The 26,150-nt window shown below is 39.7% G+C and carries 25 protein-coding genes, 1 pseudogene and 1 riboswitch; of the genes and pseudogenes, 16 read left to right on the forward strand and 10 right to left on the reverse strand.

What is annotated here, in order from left to right; genetic code table 11:
* Positions 1 to 142: 142 nt before the first annotated feature.
* Positions 143 to 352 (reverse strand): hypothetical protein, encoded by a 210-nt coding sequence (locus tag ACFX4X_RS17960; protein ID WP_061461829.1) that lies wholly within the window; start codon positions 350 to 352, stop codon positions 143 to 145.
* A gap of 118 nt (positions 353 to 470) precedes the next feature.
* Here ACFX4X_RS17960 and ACFX4X_RS17965 point away from each other — a divergent pair, with 118 nt between their 5' ends.
* Entirely contained in the window at positions 471 to 650 is a 180-nt protein-coding gene (locus ACFX4X_RS17965; protein ID WP_089364592.1) for a hypothetical protein, read from the forward strand.
* Between the two features lie 516 nt (positions 651 to 1,166).
* Positions 1,167 to 2,336, forward strand: coding sequence for a sporulation protein YhbH (gene yhbH, locus ACFX4X_RS17970; RefSeq protein WP_089364591.1), 1,170 nt, complete (start codon positions 1,167 to 1,169; stop codon positions 2,334 to 2,336).
* A gap of 775 nt (positions 2,337 to 3,111) precedes the next feature.
* Here the strand turns inward: yhbH and ACFX4X_RS17975 are convergent.
* The 3 genes and pseudogenes from ACFX4X_RS17975 to ACFX4X_RS17985 all read right to left on the reverse strand — a co-directional run.
* On the reverse strand, positions 3,112 to 4,350 hold the full coding sequence (locus ACFX4X_RS17975; protein ID WP_377385110.1) for a CynX/NimT family MFS transporter: 1,239 nt from the start codon (positions 4,348 to 4,350) through the stop codon (positions 3,112 to 3,114).
* A gap of 14 nt (positions 4,351 to 4,364) precedes the next feature.
* A complete protein-coding gene (locus tag ACFX4X_RS17980; RefSeq protein WP_377385112.1) occupies positions 4,365 to 5,042 on the reverse strand; it encodes a FadR/GntR family transcriptional regulator in 678 nt (225 codons plus the stop codon).
* Positions 5,043 to 5,404: 362 nt separating this feature from the next.
* A pseudogene (locus ACFX4X_RS17985) lies at positions 5,405 to 5,596 on the reverse strand (amino acid permease); the annotation flags it as partial.
* A 301-nt stretch (positions 5,597 to 5,897) separates the two neighbouring features.
* Between ACFX4X_RS17985 and ACFX4X_RS17990 the strand changes: the two are divergent.
* Positions 5,898 to 6,068, forward strand: coding sequence for a YjcZ family sporulation protein (locus ACFX4X_RS17990; RefSeq protein ID WP_089364588.1), 171 nt, complete (start codon positions 5,898 to 5,900; stop codon positions 6,066 to 6,068).
* A gap of 75 nt (positions 6,069 to 6,143) precedes the next feature.
* On the opposite strand, the gene ACFX4X_RS17995 is transcribed toward ACFX4X_RS17990, so the two are convergent.
* The 3 genes from ACFX4X_RS17995 to galU all read right to left on the reverse strand — a co-directional run bounded on the left by ACFX4X_RS17995 (position 6,144) and on the right by galU (position 9,348).
* A complete protein-coding gene (locus ACFX4X_RS17995; RefSeq protein ID WP_155727224.1) occupies positions 6,144 to 6,317 on the reverse strand; it encodes a hypothetical protein in 174 nt (57 codons plus the stop codon).
* Between the two features lie 98 nt (positions 6,318 to 6,415).
* Positions 6,416 to 7,792, reverse strand: coding sequence for a cytochrome P450 (locus ACFX4X_RS18000; RefSeq protein WP_377385115.1), 1,377 nt, complete (start codon positions 7,790 to 7,792; stop codon positions 6,416 to 6,418).
* Positions 7,793 to 8,487: 695 nt separating this feature from the next.
* Positions 8,488 to 9,348 (reverse strand): UTP--glucose-1-phosphate uridylyltransferase GalU, encoded by an 861-nt coding sequence (gene galU / locus ACFX4X_RS18005; RefSeq protein WP_089364586.1) that lies wholly within the window; start codon positions 9,346 to 9,348, stop codon positions 8,488 to 8,490.
* 173 nt (positions 9,349 to 9,521) lie between these two features.
* On the opposite strand from galU, the gene ACFX4X_RS18010 reads away from it, so the two are divergent.
* The 8 genes from ACFX4X_RS18010 (at position 9,522) to ACFX4X_RS18045 (ending at position 17,736) form a co-directional block, all read left to right on the forward strand.
* Positions 9,522 to 11,192, forward strand: coding sequence for a DUF6044 family protein (locus tag ACFX4X_RS18010; protein WP_375166254.1), 1,671 nt, complete (start codon positions 9,522 to 9,524; stop codon positions 11,190 to 11,192).
* A gap of 15 nt (positions 11,193 to 11,207) precedes the next feature.
* Positions 11,208 to 12,230, forward strand: coding sequence for a glycosyltransferase family 2 protein (locus tag ACFX4X_RS18015; protein WP_089364585.1), 1,023 nt, complete (start codon positions 11,208 to 11,210; stop codon positions 12,228 to 12,230).
* The gene (locus ACFX4X_RS18020) at positions 12,190 to 12,645 is read left to right on the forward strand and encodes a GtrA family protein (RefSeq protein ID WP_289320936.1); all 456 of its coding nucleotides are present in this window, start codon (positions 12,190 to 12,192) and stop codon (positions 12,643 to 12,645) included. Before ACFX4X_RS18015 ends, ACFX4X_RS18020 begins: the two co-directional genes overlap by 41 nt.
* Before the next feature lie 410 nt (positions 12,646 to 13,055).
* Positions 13,056 to 13,199, forward strand: a riboswitch (cyclic di-AMP (ydaO/yuaA leader).
* Positions 13,200 to 13,335: 136 nt separating this feature from the next.
* A complete protein-coding gene (locus tag ACFX4X_RS18025; protein ID WP_377385118.1) occupies positions 13,336 to 15,162 on the forward strand; it encodes an APC family permease in 1,827 nt (608 codons plus the stop codon).
* Between the two features lie 245 nt (positions 15,163 to 15,407).
* The gene (locus ACFX4X_RS18030) at positions 15,408 to 15,722 is read left to right on the forward strand and encodes a hypothetical protein (RefSeq protein WP_377385120.1); all 315 of its coding nucleotides are present in this window, start codon (positions 15,408 to 15,410) and stop codon (positions 15,720 to 15,722) included.
* A gap of 51 nt (positions 15,723 to 15,773) precedes the next feature.
* The gene (locus ACFX4X_RS18035) at positions 15,774 to 15,938 is read left to right on the forward strand and encodes a hypothetical protein (protein ID WP_377385122.1); all 165 of its coding nucleotides are present in this window, start codon (positions 15,774 to 15,776) and stop codon (positions 15,936 to 15,938) included.
* 142 nt (positions 15,939 to 16,080) lie between these two features.
* Complete coding sequence (locus ACFX4X_RS18040; RefSeq protein WP_061461839.1) at positions 16,081 to 16,935, forward strand: RhaT/GlcU family sugar-proton symporter; 855 nt, start codon at positions 16,081 to 16,083, stop codon at positions 16,933 to 16,935.
* Between the two features lie 15 nt (positions 16,936 to 16,950).
* Positions 16,951 to 17,736, forward strand: coding sequence for a glucose 1-dehydrogenase (locus tag ACFX4X_RS18045; protein ID WP_284471647.1), 786 nt, complete (start codon positions 16,951 to 16,953; stop codon positions 17,734 to 17,736).
* A 129-nt stretch (positions 17,737 to 17,865) separates the two neighbouring features.
* Here the strand turns inward: ACFX4X_RS18045 and ACFX4X_RS18050 are convergent, their stop codons facing one another.
* Both ACFX4X_RS18050 and ACFX4X_RS18055 read right to left on the reverse strand, forming a co-directional pair.
* Positions 17,866 to 18,411 (reverse strand): NADPH-dependent FMN reductase, encoded by a 546-nt coding sequence (locus tag ACFX4X_RS18050; protein ID WP_284471646.1) that lies wholly within the window; start codon positions 18,409 to 18,411, stop codon positions 17,866 to 17,868.
* Positions 18,412 to 18,525: 114 nt separating this feature from the next.
* Positions 18,526 to 18,708, reverse strand: a complete 183-nt coding sequence (locus ACFX4X_RS18055) for a hypothetical protein (protein WP_284471645.1) — start codon at positions 18,706 to 18,708, stop codon at positions 18,526 to 18,528.
* A 522-nt stretch (positions 18,709 to 19,230) separates the two neighbouring features.
* Here ACFX4X_RS18055 and ACFX4X_RS18060 point away from each other — a divergent pair.
* From ACFX4X_RS18060 to cobT, 4 genes are all read left to right on the forward strand, one after another.
* Positions 19,231 to 19,647 carry an RrF2 family transcriptional regulator gene (locus tag ACFX4X_RS18060; protein ID WP_089365044.1) on the forward strand — a complete coding sequence of 139 codons (417 nt, stop codon included), beginning with the start codon at positions 19,231 to 19,233 and terminating at the stop codon, positions 19,645 to 19,647.
* A gap of 114 nt (positions 19,648 to 19,761) precedes the next feature.
* Positions 19,762 to 20,469, forward strand: coding sequence for a nitroreductase family protein (locus ACFX4X_RS18065; protein ID WP_089365045.1), 708 nt, complete (start codon positions 19,762 to 19,764; stop codon positions 20,467 to 20,469).
* 308 nt (positions 20,470 to 20,777) lie between these two features.
* On the forward strand, positions 20,778 to 21,326 hold the full coding sequence (lepB, locus tag ACFX4X_RS18070; RefSeq protein ID WP_289320932.1) for a signal peptidase I: 549 nt from the start codon (positions 20,778 to 20,780) through the stop codon (positions 21,324 to 21,326).
* Positions 21,327 to 21,460: 134 nt separating this feature from the next.
* On the forward strand, positions 21,461 to 22,507 hold the full coding sequence (gene cobT / locus ACFX4X_RS18075) for a nicotinate-nucleotide--dimethylbenzimidazole phosphoribosyltransferase (RefSeq protein WP_377385125.1): 1,047 nt from the start codon (positions 21,461 to 21,463) through the stop codon (positions 22,505 to 22,507).
* A 77-nt stretch (positions 22,508 to 22,584) separates the two neighbouring features.
* On the opposite strand, the gene ACFX4X_RS18080 is transcribed toward cobT, so the two are convergent.
* On the reverse strand, positions 22,585 to 23,988 hold the full coding sequence (locus ACFX4X_RS18080) for a sigma-54 interaction domain-containing protein (protein WP_377385130.1): 1,404 nt from the start codon (positions 23,986 to 23,988) through the stop codon (positions 22,585 to 22,587).
* A gap of 395 nt (positions 23,989 to 24,383) precedes the next feature.
* Here ACFX4X_RS18080 and ACFX4X_RS18085 point away from each other — a divergent pair, with 395 nt between their 5' ends.
* Positions 24,384 to 26,057 (forward strand): alpha-keto acid decarboxylase family protein, encoded by a 1,674-nt coding sequence (locus tag ACFX4X_RS18085; RefSeq protein WP_377385127.1) that lies wholly within the window; start codon positions 24,384 to 24,386, stop codon positions 26,055 to 26,057.
* The last annotated feature ends 93 nt before the right edge of the window (positions 26,058 to 26,150 follow it).

Consider the following 26,150-nt stretch of genomic DNA (forward strand, 5'->3'; position numbering starts at 1 on the left):
TTGCCCCTGCCCCCTATTGGGTAGGGGTTTATATCCTTTTTTAGGAAAGGTAAAGTATTTGATAAAGGTGACAGGGTATCGGATATTTAAAAATTAAAAAAAGTACCGGGCCCTACTAGGGGGAGCCCGGTACTTTGGATTCCTATTTGGTTACATTCAAGCCATACTGTTCAATAAGTGTGATAAGTTGGTCGGGGGAAAGTTCGTCTTCGCTATGATCGATTTTAATTTCCCCATCATCAACATCGATGATCGCACGTTCCACGCCTTCCGTTTTTAAAAGTATGGACTCTAGATTTAGAATCGGACCTTCTGACGTTGCTTCTTTTACATAAAGTGTAGTTGTTTGCATCCTTCTTACACCTCCTTTGGTTTGCTCATAATGTCTTATCTATACCCCATCTTCCCATTGGATATGTTACGTTTTGGATTTGGAAATATTGGGTATCAATAAGTGGAGGTGATAGCAAATGAGTAAAGAAGAATTGAAAAGAGAACATGTTCCGGAAAACAGCTCCATGGCTAAGGATTATGAAGAGATGAAAGAACTTGGGAAGCAGATGGAAAATCAAAGGACGAATGAAGAATTGAAAGAGCGGGACAAACGCCCAGGTACAGTGCAACATGAAATTGAGGAAGATAAAGATTGACGAATATCACAACCAGAATCATTCTATCTGTGTAAAAGGGTGTCCAGAAAATTACTGGAGCACCCTTTTGTTGTGGTTTATTGCTGCTATTTTTTGATATGTATTTGCATGTCTCTGCTTTTAGATTTTGTACCCGGCTAACATCAAAAAGATATTTTAAGTTACCTTATAAAAATCTAATCCGATAAATGAAGCCTGCTGAAAAACGAACAGGACTGATAAGTCTGTTCGTTTTCTAGATAAATACTTATTTTGCATTAACATTAGAAAAAAATATTTAAAGGGTCCGTATGTCGATGTCATGACTTGTCTAGTTCGTAGGCAAACGTCCATTATTGAATTTTGTGGTAAATTATCCTGCACCGCTGCATAAGATAGAGTAATACTTTTCTTTTAATCCGTTTTTTCGCATAGTATTTTTCATTGGGACACCGGAATGATGTGGGCTTTCCCACACTAATTTATTATATGAAGGAATGATGAAAAGCGTGCAAACATTTTTAAGGGGGGAAGAGAATGTCGGAAGAGAATAATCAACAATATGTTATCTCACAGGAAAATTGGTCCCTCCATCGGAAAGGCTATGATGATCAACAACGTCATCAGGAAAAGGTGCAGGAAGCGATCAAGAATAATTTGCCTGATCTAATTTCAGAAGAAAGCATCATAATGTCTAATGGCCGGGATGTTATCAAGATTCCCATTCGCTCCTTGGATGAATACAAAATTCGTTATAACTATGATAAAAACAAACATGTAGGGCAAGGCGATGGAGACAGTAAAGTGGGGGATGTGGTTGCAAGGGATGGCTCACCGTCCGATGCCGGGGCCGGTAAGGGCCAAGGTGCAGGTGATAAGGCCGGTGAGGATTATTATGAAGCCGAAGTGTCGATGATGGAATTGGAGGAAGCCCTGTTCAGCCAATTGGAACTGCCTAATCTCCAGAAGAAAGAACAGGCGGAGCACACGCTTGAACATATCGAATTCAACGATATCCGCAAGACAGGCTTAATGGGAAATATCGATAAAAAGAAAACGATGATATCGGCTTTCAAACGGAACGCTTTAAGCGGGGATCCAGGGTTTCATCCTATTTATAAGGAAGACTTTAAATTCAAAACCTGGAATGAGATCCAGAAACCTGATTCCAAAGCAGTCGTGCTGGCAATGATGGATACTTCTGGTAGTATGGGGTTGTGGGAAAAATATATGGCTCGAAGCTTTTTCTTTTGGATGAACCGTTTCTTGCGGACAAAATATGAAACGGTTGAAATCGAGTTCATTGCCCATCATACTGAAGCGAAAGTGGTTCCGGAAGAGGATTTTTTTTCAAAAGGGGAAAGCGGCGGTACGATTTGTTCGTCCGTATACCGAAAAGCATTAGAACTTATTGATCATAAATATGACCCTGCGAAGTTCAATATCTATCCGTTTCATTTTTCCGACGGTGATAACCTCACATCAGATAACGTTCGATGCGTTAAGCTTGTTGAAGAACTCATGAAGGTTTCCAATATGTTCGGGTATGGGGAAGTCAATCAATACAATCGTCATTCTACATTGATGACAGCCTATAAGAATATCGAGAATGAAAAATTCAGGTATTATATCCTTAAGCAAAAGGCAGATGTTTTCCACGCAATGAAGAGCTTTTTTAAAGACGAGGAAAGTAAGAAGTATGCATAAAAAAGAGAACGCGGAGATGGCGATTTCCAAGTCATTATAATTGTAGGCAAAAAAGGCGTGCGATTCACATTGTACGTCTTTTTTCATTTTGCAGATTCAGGAATTACATACGAAAAGGCTATTGCTCAACAAGAGCAATGGCTCAGATAAAAGGGGTTCGGAATTAAAACATTCCGAACCCCTTTTGAAATTGAATTTTGCTCAATATTAAGGAATTGTGTCTTTACGAGCCCACTATGTTAGGCCATTTTTTGACCTTCCCATGTCCAATTGGCCATCTTCTTTACATTCATGGCAGCGAAAGTGCATCACCTGCATGGACAATTTTTCAAGTCCCCTTTAAGTAGTCCAACGCACCATGCTATTCTTTTTTCATCTGCGAAAACACGCTCAATCGTTTCTTTACTTTTCGCATAGATAGGTTTTTATATCTAGATGATGACGCAGATGATCTGCTTCTATCATATAATCGTGCCCAATATGACGTGTCACTACTTTTTGATATCTTTACTTTCGGTACACTTTGATAAAAATGACATGTCACACAAATGTGTTTTGGTGATTTGTACTGGCGATAGCCCTCTTTCAAATTGTACAAGCCATAAAAAAACAGTAGGCAAACTTGATGTCCACTGTCTAGGCCATTGCTCAACAGGAACAATGGCTTTTTTCAAATACACTAAACTTATATCATTCGTTTCGTTAATTCGACAACACGTTGTTCTAACGCTTTCACAGGTTCTTTATCATGTAAGTATGCTCTTTTTTACAAAATTCATGAGAGACTTTCATTTGTAGTTACATATTCATTTTTTCCTGCACGCATTCCAACAATGAAAATAAGTGCCGAAATAACGACCAACATAAATAAGGGAATTGTCCAGCTATGTGTAACGTCATGAAGCAATCCGAATAATACCGGTCCGATGGCAGCTAAGAGGTAACCGAATGATTGAGCCATTCCTGATAATTCCGTCGCTTCATTGGTACTTTGTGTTCGAAGACTAAAGAACATCATGGATAAACTGAAAATGGTTCCGACGCCAATTCCGATCAATATCATGCATACTGGTATGAATATAGTGCTTCCGTATAATATGCCGAATATCCCTGCAATAAGGAAGGTGACAGGTGGGACCACTAACAGGTGCTGACTTTGTAAGCGTCCAGCTAAAATTGGCACAATGAATGTTATGGGAATGACGGCAAGCTGCATAATGGATAGCATCCAGCCAGCCTCATCAGCATTCAGACCTTTTTGCTCCAGGATTTCCGGCATCCAGGTAATTACTGTATAGAAGATAAACGATTGCAACCCCATGAAAAAAGTAATCTGCCAGGCTAATCCAGAACGCCATAAGTTAATGTTTTTAACCTTTTGAGCCGTTTGTATATCCTTACCTGACTTGAATGGCCGTCTTAATTGCGGCATCCAAAAGAAAACCGTAATAAGAGATAAAATTCCCCAGCATCCAAGGGCACCAGCCCAACCCAAACCCGATGATGTAGCAATGGGAATGCTGATCCCGGAACCTATTGCGCCACATAAATTCATGGAAACTGCATATGTCCCTGTCATTAAACCGATATTCCTAGCAAAGTTATGTTTTATCAGACTGGGTAACAATACATTGCCCATTGCGATGGCCAACCCGATTAAAATGGTCCCAATGAACAATGTCAATACGCCGCCAACAGAGCGTATCCCAATCCCGATCGTTAATAATATCAAGGAAAGGAAAAGAGTGAGCTCCATTCCAAACCGCCGTGCTATCCTAGGCGCAAATGGTGATAATAATGCGAAAGAAAGCAAAGGCAATGTCGTTAAGGAACCTGATAGTGTATTGGAAATTCCTAAATTATCCCGGATCGAAGTGACAAGGGGGCCAACAGATGTTAAGGGAGCCCGCAGATTGGCACCAAGAAGAATGATCCCGATGATGAGAAGTCCTAACCTGGGTTTAATATCCATTTTTGTTTGTTCCAGTTGATTTGCCGCTTGATGAATGCTCATAATCTCCTCCGTACTTACTCTAAAGACTTTTTGAATTGTGCAATGTATTCATTCACTGTTTCGATTGCCCGGTTCACATCTTGCTCGATGATTGCATCTACAAGGTTGCAATGGATGTTCAGATGAAGGTTCGCATCAGAACTCATCTCGACTATCTGATGGATGGAATCATGGAGGGAGTCTTCCATATGTTCGTACAAATCAATCAATAAACCATTATGTGATGAACCCATAATCGATTTATGCAACTGGATATCCGCTTCTTCGTAAGCCTTGATATCCTTTGCTTTTGCCGCATTACTGCAAGCTGTTATATGAAGCCGTAATCTTTCTATATCTCCCTGGTTACGTCTCAGTGCCGCTAACTGAGCTCCCTCTCTTTCAAGGGCATGACGGACCTCTAACGTTTCTAATAAACTTGACTGCTGGATCCTTCTTTGAAATGCCGCCCCCAAGGCACTTGAGGACTTTACAAATGTTCCCTTTCCTTGTTTCGTCACTAAAAGACCTGCATAAACAAGTGATCGTACAGCTTCTCTTAATGTATTTCTGCTTACATCGAATTGTTGGATCAAATCCATTTCAGGAGGAATCTGATTTCCAATTTCCCATTCACCTGATTCGATTAACGATTCGATTTGGGAAACCACTTGCTCTACAAGGGATAAGCGATTTGTTTTAGATATGGACAATATATACACCTCGAATTTGTAGGATGATTGGTTCATTGGTTATTTTAACATATGTATGTTTAATATATAACAAGAATGTTGTTGCATCCGAGTATTTGTAAAATCAAATTTCAATTTCCCATAAGAATTTTGGAAAAGAAAAAATCCCTGAAATCCAATAAATTCAGGGATTTTCCTTATTTCTTTTTTTGTTTGACAATAAAAGAAATAAGGATAAGTATTGCTAAAGTGACAAGACATACAGTAGTTCCAATTATATTTTGCTTATTGAAGATAAATGCAAAAAAGATAAAGCTTAAAGATGTGATAGCTAATATAGTTGTATATGTGTGCCATTTTAACCAGAAACCCCGTTTGTCGGTTTATTGTTTACGCAGCTTCAATTGCACCGAACAAATACTAATCGATAATAATAGAACTGTGAGGAAAGGGATGGCCATAAGGTAGCTTAATATCAGATCTGGGGTCAAATAGGATAAATACACACCACCAAATATACATGATGTAGTTAAAAATATTCCATTAAGTGGGATACCCTTTTGGGTTGTTCTTAGAAATGCCTTAGGGGTTCTTTATTATCTAAAAGTATTTGAATTTTATGAAATAAATTAAGGAAAGTAGTATAATAAGTGATTTTTTAAGAGTGGAATGAAAAAATTATGTGGGCAATTTTATTTAAAATAATCGGAGGTTTTTGGAAAAGCCGATTTTGCATACATTCCGAAAAAAATACATATTGAACAAGAGACGAGAGTTAAAAAAATTATCTTAAAACGCATTTTCACTGTCATTTTGTTTGGTAGTGAATAAGATGATGTAACCAGTTCAAGTCCTTCTATAAAAACGAATAAGGAGATGTCATATATGTCAGATTGTGGTTGTGATGGCGGTTTTGGATTTGGCGGAGGTTTCGCCTTTATAGTCGTTTTGTTTATCCTTTTAGTGATTGTGGGAGCTAGCTTTTGCGGCGGAGCTGGATTTGGCGGCGGGTACGCCCAGGGTTACGGTTATGGAACATACTGCTGAATAACAAAAAACCGACCTTGATAGGTCGGTTTTTCTATAACATATAAGGTTTAGAGCAGGAAATGGCTAATGGGACTACTCGTTCTCATATAAAAAGGGGAGAGGAAGCGGCTGTTGGTCTTCAGATTCTTGTACCGGATCAATTTCCCTTATAAATTCTAAATAACCGGTATATACCTGCGAGGCCATCCCTAAATATTGTAATTCAGTGTGGATGATACCCATCTTTGGTGAATGGTGCATATACATTTTTCAACCCTCCTTTCAAAAAATAGGCCAGTCTCTTAAAGGAGATAAAAATGTTTTGTTCATGGGGAATCATTCATATTCATTTAAAAGTTGATGATTCAGGTGCAAAGGCTCGCTTCTCTTTCTTCTACGACCATGCGCAGCCCACGCTTAGGCCTGAGCGTAAGGGACGGAAGTGGGGTTACTTCATGATGGTCAGGTGCAAGCTTTATCCTATATCGTTGAGAAATGCAAGCCAGGACAAGCACTGCTTCCATCATGACAAAATGATTGCCGATACAAACCCGGGGTCCTCCGCCAAATGGAAGGTAAGCGAACATAGGCAGGTTTTTCAAAAAGTTGTTTTCAAATCGTTCAGGAATAAAAGAATCCGGTTGTTCAAAATACTTTGGATCATGCTGCATCACATAAGAACTTATTATAATCATATCGCCTTTTTTAAAGTGATATCCTCCTATAACGACATCCTCCTCCACATCCCGGGATATCATAAAACTTGGCGGGTACATTCGAAGTGTTTCTTGTATGATATTTTGAGTGTATGGTAATTTCATGAAATCGTCAGGGCTGGGTGTCCTACGACCAATTATGCTATCCACTTCACAGAAAAGCTTAGATTGAATTTCAGGATTCATTGAAAGTGCGTACAGTGCCCAAGAAAGAGCATTTGCTGTCGTTTCATGACCTGCAAGAAAAATGGTCATTAACTCATCACGTAAATGATGGTTTGTCATTCCTAATCCGTCTTCGGCATCACGTGCATCCATCAGGATTCCAAGCATGTCTTCATGTTTTACTGTGTCGGTCTTCCGTTTTTCAATAATTTCGTAAATCACTTTATCAAGGCTTTTTATCGCCTTTTTATATTCACGGTTGATTTTAGTTGGTACCCATAATGGCAACCGGAAAATCGATCTCATCCTTTTGACTGCAGCTTTTAATACAGTGTCCAGCGGTTTCCCTACAATTTCAGAGCCATCCGTGAATTCTATGCTGAACATGGTCTTGCTGACTATCCCCAGAGTGATGTCCATCATATCCTTTGTAATTATCCGTTCATCATTATGTTCCCAAGTTGATATATAAGCCATTGTGATATCAATCATATCCTTGGCATAATGGCTAATATGATTCTTTTTGAAAGAGGGCTGAATAAGCCTTCTCTGGCGCATATGAAAGTCCTTTTCACTTGTAAGCAGACCTTCACCAATAAGTGGTTTTAAAGCTTTGAGGTCCTTTGATTTGACGAAGGATTTTTGTTTTGTTACTAGTATTTGTTTTATTAAATAAGGGTTGGAAACGAGGTAAACATTTTGGAATGGTCCAAAACGGAATTTTGCGACCTCCCCATATTCCTTGGCCAATCGGGTAAGAAAGCCAAGGGCATCTTTTTGAAACTCCTTTGTATGTCCGGAAATCAGCCTTCCCTTTGGCACTTTTTGAGAATTGCGGAAGCCATCATCAGTGTGGCTCAATGTTGTTTGACCCCTTTCTTTTAAATAGTTACGTATATTCATTCTATGAGGATAAGCTAAATCTGTTTGGACAAGTCATAATGAACATTTAAATTTCTTATGATACGGCTATATATAGGAAAAGAAGGGGAGTCAGCCTGCATTTAGCCATAAAAAAAACTCTGGATAAAAACCGCCAGAGTTTTTTTGAGACTAGATTCAGAAGATGTGGGGTAATTTCCCGGTAGAGGAAACTCCTTGTTGTGGATAAGGAGGATTCAATTTCTTTCTTGATCGTCCCCATGCTGGAAACGATCATTTTTTTCATTAATGGGTCCACCAAATAGGTCATTGATTTCCTTAACTACACTATCTAAAAATTCATCGGTTATTATCGGATTATTTTTTTTATGCATGTGATTCTCTGCAATCCTTTCTGGATCTCATATGTTTGATATACCTTATCAACATAACCTCACTAACAATAAATTATTCTTTTTCTGTTCAAAATTTTCACTTTGATTTGCCATTAATAAACAGTTTCATATTCATAGATCTTAAGCTTTTGGTACGGGAACATGTTATTGGGGTCATATTAAAATGTATCTGGAGCTGACTAAACTCAAAAAATCTTTCCATTGAATCAAAAATGCAAGAAGTTATGAAAATGACCCAATCACATCTTGGTAATTGGGCATAGGCTTTTATGAACCTTATTAAGGAAACAACAGTCTTAAATAAGATATTAGCTGATCGCGAAGTTCAGGTCGTTTCAAGGCGAAATCTATTGAAGCTTGAAGAAAGCCGAATTTATCCCCGACGTCATATCGATTTCCCTCGATGATGTACGAATATATTGGTTCCTTTTCCAGCAAAAGGTCTAAAGCTTCGGTAAGCTGGATTTCCCCCTTACAATCGGGCTGTACGGTTTCAAGGGTTTCAAAAATGGCAGGTGATAAAATATATCGGCCAATAATAGCCTGTGTTGATGGAGCCTCCTCAACTTTTGGCTTTTCCACTAAGTTTCGTACCAGAAATAAATCCTCATATTGTTCTTGGAAATTTACAATCCCATACTTTGAGACAGCGGCAGGTGACACTTCCTTACACCCGATAATGCTCGCTCGAACCTTGTTATACCGTTCCATTAGCTGTTTCAAGGCTGGGACACGACTATCCACGATATCATCACCTAATAGGACGGCAAAAGGTTCGTCTCCGATAAAAGTTTTGGCACATAGAACTGCATGCCCCAGACCTAATGGTTCCTTTTGTCTTACATAGTGAATATCCACCATATTGGAAATGTTCTCCACGATTGTAAGCAGATCATTTTGTCCTTTCTTTTGTAGTAGCATTTCAAGCTCTATGGATTTATCGAAATGATCTTCAATGGCACGTTTGTTTTTCCCCGTAACGATGATAATATCTGTAATCCCTGATTGTACCGCTTCCTCGATAATATATTGAATGGTCGGCTTATCGACAATCGGCAGCATTTCCTTTGGTTGAGCTTTTGTAGCAGGTAAAAATCGTGTTCCTAAACCGGCTGCTGGAATTACGGCTTTCTTTATCATAGCCTAGCCCCTTTTTAAGGTTCTTTTATTCCGCTTTTTGTTCTACCCTTCATTTTATGTAGTCATTGGTTGACCTATATCAAAAAAAGGTGAAAATAAATCCCTGAAAAAGAATAGATTTACCATTGAAGTAAATATTATGGATATATGAATTTCGTCAAGAGGTGTATATTTTGCCAATTGAAAATCAAGAGCGAAAACAAATCCTTTTTGCTTTACTCGTCATAATTTTATATCTCTCTCCTCTACTCATCCTTGGAGAAAATGCACATATTCGTGTACATGATAATTTGGATTCCAACCTTGCCTGGTATAAAGTGCTTTCAGAAAGCGGTGAGTTATTTGGTTCAATAAACGCCAAAATTCCACAGATTATGAATGGGCTGCCCCGAAATGCGTTTGGCAGTGAATTCAGTATTATCGTGTGGCTTCATGCCCTTTTTCCGACAATGGTTGCATATGCAATAAGCCAGGCATTAACAAGATTTATTGCTTTCTTTGGTATGTATATCCTATTAAAAAAACATTTCATTACAGGGCGCCAATCGGGATGGATTAGGGTTGGAACATCCTTAGCCTTTGCCCTTACTCCATTTTGGCCATCGGGAATGCTCAGCACGCTTGGGATGCCGCTAGCCCTTTGGGCTTTTTTGAATATCCGCAACAAGGACCACTCGTGGAAGAATTATTTGGTCCTTACACTTTTACCTCTATATTCAAGCATCGTACTTGGCTTTTTCTTTTTCCTGGTTGCAATGGGCCTTCTTTGGATAACGGATGTGATTAGGAGAAAAGGTTGGAATTTAAGGTTTTTTCTTTCAATCGTTTATATGACCTTCATTTTTGGTCTTGTGGAGTATCGTTTGATTGCTTCTTTCATTTTTGATTCGGAGCCAAACAGCAGGGATGAATATTTTCACGCAAGGCTACCGCTCGAGTGGGTCATTAAGCTTACTTTCAAAAATTTCGTTCTTGGACATACGCATGTCATGACTGTACATGCGCTTATCATCCTGCCGATTACAGCTTTTGCCCTTTATATTATTTTGATCAAAAAACTGTGGAGACAGGAAAGGGTTTTTGTTTTTTTGTTCGGTTTGAATTTTATGCTCTCCGCATGGTATGCATTTTGGTTTTATAAAGGCTGGCTTCCTTTAACAGAAAGGTTCCATACCTTGGATACTTTTAATTTTGCCAGATTTCACTTTTTAAGGCCGATGGTGATTTACTTGGGGTTTGCCCTCGCCATAAAAATCATCTGGGAACACAGTGAATTTGCTAAGAAAACCCTTTTAATCTTCATTGCCGTTCAAATCATGGTTTTAATGGGTTTCAATGAAGAAATCACTAACAATAAAAAACCATCTTTTAAAGAGTTCTATGCAGAAAGCCTTTTTCAGGATATAGAAGAGCATATTGGCCTCCCACAGGAAGAATATCGGGTTGCAAGCATCGGTCTACATCCTGCTATCGCCCAATTTAATGGGTTTTACACGCTCGATAGCTATAACAATTTCTATCCGCTTACATACAAACATCAATTTCGTCAAATAATTGAAAACGAATTGGCAAAGAATAAAAACATCAGAATCTACTTTGATGAATGGGGAGGACGTTGTTACCTATTTGCCGATGAGCTTGGTAAGCATTATATGTTCAAAAAAGGCTCGAAGAAAGAGTTGGATAATTTGGAGATTAATGTAGATGCGTTTAAAGGATTAGGCGGCAAGTATATATTTTCTGCCGTACCAATCAACAACGCGAAGGAAAACGGGTTGGAACTGGATAGGATTTTCACAAAGAAAGGGACCGTTTGGAAAATTCATTTATACAGAGTCATTTGAAAAGGGGGGGATATTGTGAATTCACCGATAGTGACGATTGTTGTACCTTGTTATAACGAAGAAAGTGTTTTGCAGGATACCATTTCCCAGCTTTGTGGATTGGTGAGGGGTTTAGTCGAAGAAAATGTTGTGTCTGGTCAAAGTAAAATTCTATTGGTTGATGATGGAAGTAAAGATCAAACATGGAAGATCATATATAAGGAAACGATTAACAATGAATATGTTCGTGGACTAAAGCTTTCACGGAATGCAGGCCACCAAAATGCACTCCTTGCCGGATTGTTTACAGCCAAGGAAGCCTCGGATTGTGTGATTTCAATTGATGCAGATTTACAAGATGATATTCAAGTCATCCCTGAATTCATTCGGAAATTCACTGAAGGATGTGAAATTGTATATGGCGTCCGCCAAAAAAGGGACCTTGATTCATTTTTTAAACGAACATCTGCAACTGGCTTTTATAAAATGATGAACAAAATGGGGGTCAACCTTGTCTATAATCATGCAGATTTCCGGCTAATGAGCAAAAGGGCGATCGTGGAGTTGGAACGATTTGAAGAAACGAATCTTTTTTTACGGGGAATCGTCCCGCTTATTGGGTTTAAGACGGACTCTGTTTATTATGACCGCAAAGAAAGATTGGCAGGGGAAACGAAATATCCATTTAAGAAGATGGTTGCTTTTGCTCTTGATGGCATTACTTCCTTTTCAGTAACACCGATCCGGCTTGTATTATGGCTAGGATGTCTTTCCTTTTTCATTAGCTTACTTTTTGGGTCATACTTTTTATGGTTAAAGTTTTTTGGGCAGACCGAAACTGGTTGGACCTCATTAATTACCTCCATCTGGTTGATCGGCGGACTCCAGTTGATTGCTGTCGGCTTGATTGGGGAATATATCGGTAAAATCTATAATGAATCCAAACGCCGGCCTAAATATATTGTGGATCTGGATTTATTTAATCCGCTCGATTTAAATAAACGGGAGCAACTAGATAATGAACGGACAAGTATTGAAAAACTATCTAAAACACACTAACTCCTTTATCCGCTTTTTATTGGTTGGAATGGTCAATACAGGGGTTGGACTTTCCATCATGCTTTTTCTCATGAATGTTCTTGAATTATCTTACTGGATCTCTACCTTTTTCGGCAATGGTATGGGAGCAGTAACGAGTTTTCTGTTGAACAGGACTTTTACTTTTAGAAGCGATATAGATTGGCGGAGAGGGGTTGCCCGTTTCTTTTGCGTCATCCTGATTTGTTATTCCGCGGCTTATTCTTTAGGACAAGCCATTGCAGGATCCTTGGAAGCATCCGTTCATTTTTCCATTCAGCAAAATGTGGCTGTACTTATCGGAACAATCTTTTATACAGTACTGAACTATATTGGCCAGAAATACTTTGTCTTTAAAAAAAGCAATTTGGGAACAATTCAAGAAGGAAGGAACTGATTAGAATCAAAGAATGCCCCTTTGGATGGAAATCAAAGTGGATTTCAAGAAGCGAATTTTTGATTTTCAGCGTGGAGTTTATATATTGCAAACCTATCCAAGCGGGGGCAGATCCTTTTAATAAGAAAGGTGAACCGTTAATAAATTAGAGATTTAAACAGTTTCGTAATTCGGTAATTTTCCCTTTTAAGGACCCACCGTTTTTGTTCTTTCATTTCTTAAAAATTGATTGGGAAGTTTCTCTTTTTTAACAAGTTATTCACCTTTTTCCTACCTTCGAATCATGCACTTGGATGACTTATGTTATATACGTCAGAACAAAGCCTCACTTAAAATAAATTATTATTTTACTGTGCAAAATTTTCATTTACTTTTCCATTTCACGGGAGTATGATAATCAACAGTTTCGTATTTCTAAATCGCTTAAACCTTATGGTACGGGGGGTCCGGTATGGGATTATTTTAACAATCCAAGGGGTGAATCCTTTCAAGGTAGGGCTACTCTTAGGTCCGAATCCGACAGCTAACCTCGTAAGCGTTATATGAGAGGGAAGGTGGAGCTTGTTAGACAAAAAAGTGGATGTCTACAGGTCTATTTAGTTATGACTTGTGGGCATTTTTCCATTTTTTTTGTTTTTTCTATAGCTGGGTAACATAAACTTATAACTTAAAAATGGTGGTGAATTCTTGATGTTATCTTCTATAAAGAGGTTTTTGATCGGGAGACCTTTAAAATCAAATGCACTAGGTGATCAAAAGCTTAACAAAACCAAGGCTTTGGCGATATTATCTTCTGATGCTTTGTCTTCGGTTGCTTATGGACCGGAGCAAATATTAATCGTTCTGATCACGGTCGGTGCTGCGGCATTCTGGTATTCCATACCCATCGCCATCGGAGTATTGTTACTGTTGGCTGCATTGATCTTGTCCTATAGACAAATCATTTTTGCTTATCCTCATGGCGGGGGAGCCTATGTGGTTTCAAAAAACAATTTAGGTATCAATCCAGGGTTGATAGCTGGAGGATCCTTATTGGTCGATTATATTTTAACTGTAGCTGTAAGTGTTTCTGCAGGTACGGATGCTATCACGTCCGCCTTTCCCGGCCTTCATGCATATAATGTAGGCATAGCCATCGTTTTTGTATTTCTGCTTACCATCCTTAATCTAAGAGGGGTTACGGAGTCGGCCTCTGTTTTGGCCTATCCGGTGTATCTATTCGTTTTAGCATTGTTCATCTTGATTGGTGTAGGAATTTACAAAATCCTGACAGGAGGAGTCTCACCGGAATTACACGCGCCAATCGGGACTCCAGTAGCGGGCATCAGTTTATTCATACTGCTAAGAGCATTTGCATCAGGAAGTTCCGCATTGACAGGAGTCGAAGCGATTTCCAATGCGATTCCGAACTTTAAAGACCCAGCTCCGAATAATGCTGCAAAAACTTTAATAGCTATGGGTTCCTTACTGGCTGTATTATTTACGGGAATCGTATTCTTAGCCTACTATTTAAGCATTGTTCCTAGCGCAGAGGTAACGGTCGTCTCGCAGATTGCTGAAGAGATCTTTGGTCGGAATTTCATGTATTTCTTCATTCAAGGTACGACTGCATTGATCTTGATTCTTGCTGCCAATACTGGCTATTCCGCTTTCCCCTTGCTTGCGGTGAATCTTGCAAAAGATAAATTCATACCAAGGGCGTTTACGATTAGAGGGGACCGATTAGGATATTCCAATGGAATTATCATACTAGGACTTGCATCCATCATCTTAATAGTCGCATTTGGGGGACATACAGAAAATCTTATTCCACTTTATGCGGTAGGGGTATTTATTCCATTTACGTTTTCCCAGACCGGGATGATTGTCAAATGGATACGCGAAAAGCCAAAAGGCTGGATCATGAAATTAACCATTAATTCAATTGGTGCCACTATTAGTTTTATCGTCACGATGATATTCTTTTTAACCAAATTTACTCAGGTTTGGCCTGTTTTGATTTTTTTACCTATCATCATTTTAATTTTTCATCGAATTAGGAAGCATTATGAAGCAGTCGGAGACCAGCTAAGGATTACAACTTGTGAGCCCATCTTGCCAATAGAAGGGAATATCATTATTGTGCCTGTGGCCGGTATAACTCATGTGGTTGAGAACTCTTTAAATTATGCTAAATCTCTATCAGCACATCAGGTCATTGCCGTTTATGTTGCTTTTGAAAGAGAAGATGAAAAGAAATTTGAAGAAAAGTGGAAAAAGTGGCAGCCAGATGTTAGACTCGTCACACTAAACTCTTATTACAGGAGTATCATACAGCCATTAACTAAATTCGTGGATACAGTTGAACATAAAGCGAGTGAATCCAACTATAAAGTTACGGTAATAATCCCGCAATTTATTCCGAAGAAAGGCTGGCACAATATTCTTCATAACCAATCAAGTTTACTGATTAAGGCCTACTTGCTTTATAGAAGAAATGTAGTTGTTGCGACAGTTCCCTATCATTTGAAGAAGTAAGTTCCATCATCTAAGAAAAGAAGCAAACCTACATATGGTTTGCTTTTTTATTGGGCTCTGTTCGTATATTATTTATAATCTCATAATTAAAAAGACAGCACTACGGCTGTCTTTTTTCAAACTAACGCCCCCGATATAATAAGATCATTCATTAATAACTCATTAAATTCACAATAACTATTATTGCTCAGTAAGGTGCAAGGATACTTCATCTTTCATAACATATAGGCTACTGGATTTTGCATTTGCTAACTAGAGTATTTCACCATAATCATATTGGTGTTAGCCTGGGTAAATGCATGGTCATGATGTTAAGCATAACGGCAAGTTTAATGCTGCCATTCCTGTTGCCCGGCAAGCTGCGGTTTTACCGTTCTGGCCATCTCAATATGTGCAGTGGCAGCATCAATAGCGGAAGGCCATTCGGTTTAACAGCGGTTATGGAGTCTCTATCAACAACACTGATAGGAGCCATGCTTGGGGTCATGCTGGCTCTTGATTCACAAACTTTCATGATCATTTCGATGAATCTGAATACCTTCCCAGTATATTCTTTGTGACTTTTTATATAAAGAGAGAGGATGTAAAAGAAACAAAAAGTGGGAGGGGATTTGCTCCTTTTCTTTCTGACTCTCTTGTTCTCCCTCATCTTTATCGGAACGACGGCTGTTTATGAAAGTGATTATTTCAAGGTAGTGATGATTCGGAAATGGACATGCAACATCATAACATGGTGGGTAGCTGCAATTAATATCACTATCGTCAAAAAGGGCTGAGACTGCAGCCCTTTTTGTGTTGAACACTATTTCTGCGGGAACTGGATAAAATTACCGAGGTTCAATTCAAATAATGCGAACAACATATTAAGAGAATATAAAATGAAATTTCCGTTAGTACATACAAATATGGGGGTTGAAGATGGATATATTATTAGCTCTCTTGCCTGCATTATTCTGGGGAAGCATCGTTTTATTTAATGTGAAACTTGGGGGGGGACCCTATAGTCAAACACTAGGTACAACGATTGGCGCCTTGATTTTTTCAATTGGTGTTTATATTTTTGCCGATATCAAGTTGTCACTTTTGGTGTTTGGCGTCGGGATCGTTTCTGGATTGTTTTGGGCCGTTGGACAAGCTAATCAGCTTAAGAGCATTGATTTAATGGGTGTTTCCAAAACGATGCCGATATCAACTGGATTACAGCTCATTTCAACGACTTTATTCGGGGTCATTGTTTTTCACGAATGGTCTACTATGAAAGCGGTCATTTTAGGCGTTTTGGCACTAGTTTTCATTATTATAGGAATTGTCTTGACCTCCTTGGAAGATAAAGAATCAAAAGAGGGCAAATCGGGAAACTTGAAAAAAGGAATCATTATTCTCCTCATCTCGACGTTCGGTTATTTGGTCTATGTGGTCGTAGCCCGGCTTTTCAATGTTAATGGCTGGTCAGCATTGTTCCCTCAAGCGATCGGGATGGTGATAGGCGGTCTATTATTGACCTTTAAACATAAACCGTTTAACAAATATACGATCCGCAATATAATTCCCGGACTGATATGGGCTGCAGGGAACATGTTTTTATTCATATCCCAGCCCCGTGTTGGAGTGGCTACGAGTTTTTCCCTTTCTCAAATGGGCATAGTCATATCAACTCTCGGCGGGATCATCATATTACGTGAAAAGAAAACGAAGCGCCAACTAATTGGAATCGTTATAGGAATTATCTTGATTATCATAGCCGGGATTATGCTCGGATTGGCAAAAAGTTAATTGGAGGGTGATTAAATGTATACAGATTTAGAGGGTAAGGTCGTTGTTATAACCGGTTCATCCACTGGTTTAGGAAAGGCGATGGCCATTCGCTTTGTTCAGGAAAAGGCAAAGGTCGTGGTTAATTATCGCACTAAATCAGAGGAAGCGGACAGTGTATTGGAAGAAATCAAAAACAGTGGTGGGGAAGCTATTGCAGTGAAATGTGATGTCACGGTTGAAGAAGATATGATTAACATTGTTCGATCTGCGGTAAAGGAATTCGGGAAACTTGATATATTCATTAATAATGCAGGAGTAGAAAATGCCGTTCCATCTCACGAGATGCCGTTAAGCGACTGGAATAGGGTAATTGACACCAATTTAACCGGTAATTTCTTAGGCTGCCGTGAAGCGATCAAGTATTTTGTCGAGAACAATGTTAAAGGGAATGTGATAAACATGTCCAGTGTACATGAGATGATTCCCTGGCCTTTATTCGTACATTACGCGGCAAGCAAGGGCGGTGTGAAGTTGCTTACGGAAACCCTGGCGCTTGAATATGCACCGAAAGGGATTCGTGTGAACAGCATTGGACCTGGAGCCATCGCCACGCCAATTAATGCCGACAAACTTGAAGATCCCAAAAAGAAAAAGGATCTGGAAAGCATGATTCCAATGGGGTATATCGGAAAGCCTGAAGAGATTGCCGCGGTTGCCGTATGGCTGGCATCTTCAGAATCCAGTTATGTAACGGGCATCACTTTATTTGCTGATGGCGGGATGACGAAATATCCTTCATTCCAAGCTGGAAGAGGATGAATGTATCTGCCTGGAAAAGGCAGGATTTAAATCGAGAAGGAGCACTGCCATCAAGGCTCATTTAACTCATGAATGAAGCAGCAAGAATCCCAGCAGGAGCGATCTGCTGGGATTCTTGTCTTAAAAGCATTAACGAGTATGATGATTATACCAGCTAATGAAGTTATCGACGACCGTATCGATAAACTGGACAGTCGACTCATGTGTAAGACTGCCTTCGTCATTGATTTTGTCATGCACGGCTCCGACGTATACTTCATTCCCGGGAAGGAGCGGGGAGGAGATGCCTAGAGCGAATAGAATTTCACGTAAATGCAATTGAGCTTTAACCGTTCCTAATTGTCCCATTGACGCACCCATGATCCATGAAGGTTTGCCAATCAAGACTTTATCCACACGTGACAACCAATCGATGGCATTGCCCAATACGCCTGGAATCGTCCCATTGTATTCAGGCGTTACCCATAGGACTGCATCTGCATCAGCCACTTTGCTTTTAAATTCTTTCACGACTGCAGGAGGCTCATTTTCAATATCTTGATCATAAAAAGGAAGGTCCCGAATGTTTAAGATTTCGAGATCAAAACGATCTTGATATCTAGTTTGAATATATTTGGCAAGCTTTAGGTTGTAAGACTCTTTACGAATACTTCCCACTATTGCAACAATTTTCATCTTTATTACCTCCGATTGTTTATTTTTTATGGATAATCATGTTAATAAGTTCCACTAGTCTATTATAATTGGAAATTAAATGAAAGGGAAAAGGGATGCTTAGGAAATAATCTTTCACTGATCACCCTTCTTTCGAACAACGGTGGAATGCTTCTCCATAATGAAGCCAAAAAAGGAAGCGAGCATTTGCTTAAAAAGCATACCAAGTACAACGGGTACAGCGACGGCAGCAGGGAAATAGGTAGTCGCAAGAACGGATCCTGCACTGATGCTTCGCATTCCTCCTGTAAATGTCAAGGTGATGATATCCCCCTTTCCCCATCTTGAAAATTTTACCGACCACCCAAGAATGGACATACTCTGAAGCAGCTATGAACAAAACCAAGAGGGCCATGATCATTAATTTCCGTTCCAAGCCAATAACCAGCTTATAGTCGTGATGAGAGGGTCTTTAGCATCAATCATTAACACTTCCTGAGTGAAAATTCTATTAAGTTAGTTTACCATATTCCCAAAAAACCTATTTTGGACAAATAACTAGTCCATTTTTTTTCCTGGTTTTTGTAAAATGGGGAAAAGCATTTAATGGAAGGTGATATAAAATACGCCAAGTGGGAGTACTGTGTTTATCCATTCATTTTGGTGACAGATTCAACTTCCCATTACTATCACTGCTCCGAAAAACTCCGATCGGTCTAAAAGGGTATGCAAGCTTTTCCGCATGGCTGGTTCATTTAAAAGAGGTTTTAGGAAGAATTGTTCGATGCAGCGTTTTATATTCATTGAAAAATAGTTTAAAGTAGAGGAGAGGTGAAAGAAATGTCTGAAAAGGTATCCAGTATAATGTGGTTTAGTCTTGCAGTACAAGCTTTGCTCGTTCTTGCAGATCAGGATGGATTATGTAATAGTGCTAAATTGGCCGATAAGCTTGATTCGGAGTCGGGTTTTCTCAGAAAAATATTAAGTAATTTAGTTAAGGCAGGGCTGATTCAAGCTAAAGAAGGCAGGGATGGCGGATATTCACTAGCCAAAAATCCCGAACAAATCATACTTGCAGATATATACGCTGCAATTAAATCCGAACCTTTTTCAAAGGGCTTCCTTGATGTGAATGATAAAAAATGCTTTCAGCCTTCTTCTCGCGACGCTTTATGCGGTTTGAAAAACGAGATGGAGAGCTGGATTATACAAGGCTTGGAACAAAAGACGATTGCTGATTTACTATCAAAATCTTAAAGTGAAAAACGAAACTAATAGGGTTTCGTTTTTCTTAAACTGTATTTGACAAAAGAACAGTAATCGTAATATACTGTTCCTGTAATATACACAGTTAAATGGAGGTCATTATAAATGACAAAAAATACAATGAGTAAAGAAGAGTACCTAAATAAATCGAAAGAATTGAATATACCGCTAGAAAAGCCGAAGGTCCTTACTGATACAGACTTCCTTACGGTCGCAAAAGAACGGAGATCTGTTCGCCAATACGATGCTGAATACGTGATGACTGAAGAAGAAATTAGAGAAATCCTGGAGGTTGCAATTCAAGCGCCGTCTTCTTCAAACTTACAGCCATGGAGATTCCTTGTGATTCAAGATAAGCAAACCCAACAAGAATTGCTGCCCATCGCAAATAACCAACAACAAATTGTTGATGCCTCTGCGGTCATTGCCGTTTTAGCTGATATAGAAGGTTACAAAAATGCAGAGCGAATTTATGGTGAATTGGTGGATAAAGGGATCATGAAGAATGAAATCAAAGAGCCATTTGTAGCTTCCATCATCCATAATTACGGTAACTTTTCTGCTGAAAAGGCTTTAAGTGTAGCCATGATTGACGGTGGCTTGGTTTCCATGCAGATCATGTTAGCAGCAAAAGCAAAAGGATACGATACAGTCCCTATGGGAGGGTTCGATGAAGCCAAATTTGTGGATGCATTCAATGTACCGGAAAACTTCAAACCTGTCATGTTAATCTCCCTTGGAAAAGGAACTAAAGCAGGATTTGAAAAAGTCCGTTTGCCACTAGATACTTTATTGACTTGGAATAAATACTAAGGTCCACCATAAAAGGATTTTTGGAGCAAGGATTAGATACCAAGTAAAAGGATAGCTGAAATTCGCTATCCTTTTTTCGATATATTTTTAGATTTGCTTTGCGCCCCAGTTAATAAAAATGATTAATTCTCGCAAGCGATAAATGGATATGTTACAATTTTTCCATATATTTCTTTTAGAATATCTCCTCTGAACACCGACCGGCAAAACTCAGCATACAGGGAGTAACAGAGCTAAAAAATTGGTCTTGACGCTGCATGCATTGGTTTCAAATGTTAGCCGTTCACAATAGATGGGAGGGAGTCGCTATGAAGAATGATATGAAAACTGAAGTGTTCTCTTGGTTGAAATCTATCTTATTCGCTTTTATGATCGTGTTTATTTGCCAACAGTTTTTATTTACGCCAGTTACCGTCAAGGGTAAATCAATGGAGCCGACTTATGAAAACGATGACCGGATCGTGGTAACTAAAATCGGAAAGCCAGAACGTTTCGATATGGTTGTATTTAATGCACCGGACGCAGATGCGAAGTATATAAAAAGGGTGATCGGTTTACCAGGTGACAGTATCGAAATGAAGGATGATATGCTGTTTATTAATGGAATAGAGTATACAGAACCATATTTGAAAACGAAAAAAGAGGAAATTCCACCTGAAGAAAATCTGACGGAGAATTTCACCCTGAATGATTTACTTGGGAAATCCAAGGTACCTGTTGGTCACTTATTTGTCATGGGGGACAATCGCAGGAAAAGTTGGGATGGAAGAAGATTTGGTTTTATTTCAGAGGAATCACTTGTGGGCAAAGTGGAATTTCGCATCTATCCATTAAATGAAATAGGGGTCCCGAAGTAAATGGATCTTAGTGTGTACACATGTTAAAGTTTAAAGGATAATTATATTGACTAAGTTGTATTTATAGAAAATGATGGATAAGAACCTTTTCCGATGGTTAAGGTTTTTCATTTTGGATTATGGAGGTTTTTAATATGACGAATGGGTTAGCCGCCATTTCCATCCCGATGCTGGATGAGGATATGGGACGGCAGGTAAAAGGCCATGTCGATTCACTGACGGTTCCTCAGGGAAGCTTAGGACGACTTGAGGAATGGATAATTGAATTGGCCAAGATGACAGGAGAGGCCTTTCCGGACATTTCTAAACCGGGTGTTATCGTGTTTGCAGCCGACCACGGAATTACGGAAGAAGGGGTGTCGGCATATCCAAAAGAAGTGACGGAACAAATGGCACTCAATTTCCTGAATGATGGAGCCGCCATCAATGTACTCAGCCGTGCGATAGATGCTTACTTGGACATTGTCGATATAGGGATCGATGCAGATATCGAGGCTCCGGAATTAACTTCGAGAAAAGTCCGCCGTGGAACTAGAAACTTTTATAAAGAAGATGCGATGACAAAGGAAGAAGCACTTCAAGCGCTTGAAATTGGATATGATCGTGCACAGAGAATGATTGCCCGTGGAGTGAACTGCCTGATTCTTGGTGAAATGGGAATCGGAAATACGACATCCAGTTCCGCCATCATTTCCGTCGTAAGCGGGAAAAGCTCCGAATTGCTAGTGGGACAGGGAACAGGTTTGAAGTCTGAAGGCATTTTACATAAGCAAAGAATAATTGAAAAAGCGATTTCGTTAAGAAAACCTAGTCCTGATGATCCAATCGATATTTTGATGAAAATCGGTGGATACGAAATTGCAGGTATGGCAGGGGCCATGATCGCTGCAGCGAATAACCGTATACCCATTCTTGTTGATGGTTTCATTACAACCACGGCCGCTGTATTGGCCAACCTCATTTCTGAACATGCAGCAGATTATATGTTTGTTGGACATCGATCGGCTGAACCAGGTCATAGAACAGCCATACAATTGCTTGGTAAGGAGCCGATCCTCGATATAGGAATGAGAATCGGAGAAGGAACAGGGGCCGCAGTGGCATACCCGATCCTAAAGGCAGCGACATTGGTCCTTAAAGAAATGGCAACATTTGACTCGGCAGGCGTGTCAAATAAATAAGAGAAATAAGAGAAATAAGAGACCTTCATGTGAAGGTCTCCTATTAGATTGCAGTGAAATATTCTTTTAGTTTACTTTTACGTAATGGGTAATTGACCTTTATATTTCTTCATTTTCCTAACGACTGAAGGCTGGCTTATACCTAAGAATTTTGCCATTTCATATGTGGATTTACATTGTTTACTCGCTTTCATCATCATCCATTTTTCCACTTGTTCAAGAGCGGTTTTGAGATCACGATCCTCAACCATCATTTGGTCGATCATTAAGGTATCATCTTTTTTCTCCAAAGATACTTGTCCATGGAAATGGGAAGGGAGGAAGCCTGGGAAAATGATGGAGTCTTCCGAGGTCAGAATGACCCGTTCAATCAGATTTTCCAATTCACGCACGTTCCCTGACCATTTATGCTGAATCAGGATTTCGTAAGTGGAAGGATGCAACTTCTTATCTGTTTTGTATTTCTTGTTGATGATTTCGAGATTATGATTGATTAAGATGGCAATATCTTCTTTTCTTTCCCGTAAAGGCGGTATATGGACGGGAATCACATTTAAGCGGTAATACAAATCGAGCCTGAATGTACCCTTTTCGACCATTTCCTCAAGGTTTTGATTCGTTGCGGTTACAAGCCGGAAATCTATCTTATGCTCTTTTTTTCCGCCCACCCTTTTAAAAGTCTTCTCCTGTAGGACATTTAATAATTTCACTTGCATATCCAGGGGGAGCTCCCCGATTTCATCCAGAAATAAGGTTCCATTGTCTGCCTGTTCAATCAGCCCTTGCTTACCATGCTTTTGCGCACCGGTGAAGGATCCCGCTTCGTATCCAAACATTTCAGATTCAAAGAGACTTTCTGGAATGGTACTGCAGTTGACTTCGATGAATGGCTCTTTGCTGCGGTAACTCTGATTATGTAGCCGGCGGGCGAAAACGCTCTTGCCCACCCCCGATTCCCCAAGAAGCATGACAGTAGCATCCGTTTTGGAAACACGGAGTATCGTTTTGGCGATTTGCCGCATTTCCTTGCTGCGATAGATTAGCTCCTCCTGTTCCCTCAGTTCCTCGACCTCCGATTGATATTCTTGGATCTTTTTCTCCAATTGACCGTACTGGTCCTGAAGGTTTCTGATTTCAGTTTGATCTTGGGCATAACTGACGACACGAATCAATTCACCATCATCATCAAAGATGGGATAGGCAGTCGACATGACAATCTTTCCTGTCTTCGTATGCTGCATGATTTGAACAGGTGTTTTCTCTTTCAATACCATGGCAGATATTGAAGGCGTAAGTATTCCTTCCGTTTCGAGCTGATATACGGATTTTCCAAGATAATGGTCGGGTTCAATTCCATAAATCCACCAATGGTTAGGATTCGTAAATAAAATGAATCCCCTTTCATCAGTCACGGTAATATTATTATTCGATGTGCTGATGATGGTTTCCAAAACTCTTTTCACATTGTTTTCACTCATCATTTTCCCCCTTGTCCGATTTTTCGGTTGATTCAAATATAAATCAAAGTTAGAGGTGGAATCAAGAATTTTCAGACTTTTTGATTTGGAATTGAATCGTTTTTTTTTGAAATCCGCATTTTTATAGTAGGCAGTAGCTCCGAGGTAGCAGTTCGTTTTTGGAATGGTTGGGAATAATGAATTTTCTTCAACCCCTATAAAAGCATCCTCTTCCCTTTGAGTGGTTAAAGATTTCCACACCATTCCAGGACAATATCACCCACTTCATTTATCAAAGTTCAAAATAGATTAATAGGTTAGCGAAGGCAGCTCTTATTTATATGGATACTTATACGGTTAACCTACTTATGTTTGGGTATTAATAAGGTAGAGATGAATCAATTGAAGGAGTGATTGACTTGGCTGGAAACAGAACCTTGGGACAATATTTATACGACTGCTTAAAAGCAGAGGGCATTACAGAGATTTTTGGTGTACCCGGAGACTATAATTTTTCATTGCTAGATACTTTGGAAGATTACGATGGGATTGAGTTCATTAATGGACGAAATGAACTCAATGCTGGATACGCAGCGGACGCCTATGCCCGGGTGAAGGGCATATCGGCACTGATCACCACCTTTGGCGTTGGTGAGATGAGTGCATGCAATGCAGTCGCTGGTGCGTACAGTGAAAATGTGCCGCTCATTCATATTGTCGGCTCACCAAAGTCCATGATCCAAAAGGAGAAAGAGCTTGCCCATCATACGTTAATGGATGGAGATTTTGATGTTTTCCGTAAGGTTTATGAGCATATCACCAGTTATACAGCGATTCTTACACCAGAAAACGCGGCTAGGGAGATACCGGAAGCGATCAGAATTGCGAAGGAAAAGAAAAAGCCCGTTTATTTGGTAGTGGCCATCGATCTCGTTACAAAACCGGTGATTTCCCACACCGAACCTTCCCAAAATAAGACCAAAACGAATGACGATGCATTGCAGTCAGCAGTGGAGCAAATAAGAAAAATGTTAGAGGCTGTAAAAAAAGCAGTCCTGCTTGTAGATATGAAAACACTTCGTTATAACTTGCAAGGATCCGTGCAGCAACTGGCTGAGCAGTTAAATGTTCCAGTCGCTTCGTTAATGCAGGGGAAAAGCGTATTTGATGAGAGTCATCCCCTTTATATTGGTGTATACGGCGGAGCTTTTGGAAGTAAGGAGGTAGCTCAGGCCGTTGAGGAAGCGGATTGCATCATTGCAGTAGGTGCTGTTTGGTCAGACGTCAATACATCCAAAGGTACAGCAAAGCTAAATCCGCTGAAAATGATAGAGGTTCAACCTGACTCCTTAAAAGTGGGAGTTGCCAGCTATATGAATATCAATGGTGAAGATGCTCTAAATGCTCTCAAAGAAATTGGCTACCGGCAGAAGGAATCTGTTGGAACAACCTCGTTTCCGTATGACACAATGGTCGAAGACCCTACAGCACCACTGGAAGCGGCCTCTTATTATCCTCGAATTCAGCAAATGTTGAAGGAACATGACATTGTGGTCACTGAAACAGGAACATTCTATTATGGTATGTCACAGGTTAGATTGCCAAAAGGGGCGACCTATATAGCCCAGGGAGGCTGGCAGAGTATTGGTTATGCGACACCCGCTGCTTTTGGGGCTTGTATAGCGGATAGAAACCGTCGTGTACTTTTGTTTACTGGTGACGGCTCGATACAGCTGACAGCACAGGAAATAAGCTCGATGTTGGTGAACGGCTGCAAACCCATCGTGTTTATCCTCAACAATAACGGCTATACGATAGAAAAATTCTTAAACGTAAAAGTCGATATAGAAAAACAGAAATATAACGAGATACCAGAGTGGGAATATACAAAGCTAGCTGAAGCATTTGGCGAGGAGGCCTTCACTGCGAGAGTCAGGACGAATGGAGAACTGGATGATGCCATCAAGAAGGCTCAGGAAATGAACGCCGAAAAACTTTCCCTTATAGAAATGATCGTGAAAGATCAAATGGATGGACCAGAGTATCTTAATAAAATAAGGCAGTATCTTGAGACGCAAGAAAAACAAAATTAATATCTATAGGCCTTTTATGAACTGCACCCCAATTGTTAGACACTATCTAACAATTGGAGGTGCTATTTTTTATGACAAAATATTCATTAGAGT

The sequence above is a fragment of the Peribacillus sp. YIM B13481 genome (assembly GCF_042787985.1).
Lineage (GTDB): Bacteria > Bacillota > Bacilli > Bacillales > DSM-1321 > Peribacillus > Peribacillus simplex_A.

Excerpts from the sequence above, each read along its gene's own strand:
- ACFX4X_RS17960 (WP_061461829.1), bottom strand. The coding sequence starts at position 352 with ATGCAAACAACTACACTTTATGTAAAAGAAGCAACGTCAGAAGGTCCG.
- ACFX4X_RS17965 (WP_089364592.1), top strand. The coding sequence starts at position 471 with ATGAGTAAAGAAGAATTGAAAAGAGAACATGTTCCGGAAAACAGCTCC.
- yhbH (WP_089364591.1), top strand. The coding sequence starts at position 1,167 with ATGTCGGAAGAGAATAATCAACAATATGTTATCTCACAGGAAAATTGG.
- ACFX4X_RS17975 (WP_377385110.1), bottom strand. The coding sequence starts at position 4,350 with ATGAGCATTCATCAAGCGGCAAATCAACTGGAACAAACAAAAATGGAT.
- ACFX4X_RS17990 (WP_089364588.1), top strand. The coding sequence starts at position 5,898 with ATGTCATATATGTCAGATTGTGGTTGTGATGGCGGTTTTGGATTTGGC.
- ACFX4X_RS17995 (WP_155727224.1), bottom strand. The coding sequence starts at position 6,317 with ATGTATATGCACCATTCACCAAAGATGGGTATCATCCACACTGAATTA.
- galU (WP_089364586.1), bottom strand. The coding sequence starts at position 9,348 with ATGATAAAGAAAGCCGTAATTCCAGCAGCCGGTTTAGGAACACGATTT.
- ACFX4X_RS18020 (WP_289320936.1), top strand. The coding sequence starts at position 12,190 with ATGAACGGACAAGTATTGAAAAACTATCTAAAACACACTAACTCCTTT.
- ACFX4X_RS18025 (WP_377385118.1), top strand. The coding sequence starts at position 13,336 with ATGTTATCTTCTATAAAGAGGTTTTTGATCGGGAGACCTTTAAAATCA.
- ACFX4X_RS18040 (WP_061461839.1), top strand. The coding sequence starts at position 16,081 with ATGGATATATTATTAGCTCTCTTGCCTGCATTATTCTGGGGAAGCATC.
- ACFX4X_RS18045 (WP_284471647.1), top strand. The coding sequence starts at position 16,951 with ATGTATACAGATTTAGAGGGTAAGGTCGTTGTTATAACCGGTTCATCC.
- ACFX4X_RS18050 (WP_284471646.1), bottom strand. The coding sequence starts at position 18,411 with ATGAAAATTGTTGCAATAGTGGGAAGTATTCGTAAAGAGTCTTACAAC.
- ACFX4X_RS18060 (WP_089365044.1), top strand. The coding sequence starts at position 19,231 with ATGTCTGAAAAGGTATCCAGTATAATGTGGTTTAGTCTTGCAGTACAA.
- ACFX4X_RS18065 (WP_089365045.1), top strand. The coding sequence starts at position 19,762 with ATGACAAAAAATACAATGAGTAAAGAAGAGTACCTAAATAAATCGAAA.
- lepB (WP_289320932.1), top strand. The coding sequence starts at position 20,778 with ATGAAGAATGATATGAAAACTGAAGTGTTCTCTTGGTTGAAATCTATC.
- cobT (WP_377385125.1), top strand. The coding sequence starts at position 21,461 with ATGACGAATGGGTTAGCCGCCATTTCCATCCCGATGCTGGATGAGGAT.
- ACFX4X_RS18080 (WP_377385130.1), bottom strand. The coding sequence starts at position 23,988 with ATGATGAGTGAAAACAATGTGAAAAGAGTTTTGGAAACCATCATCAGC.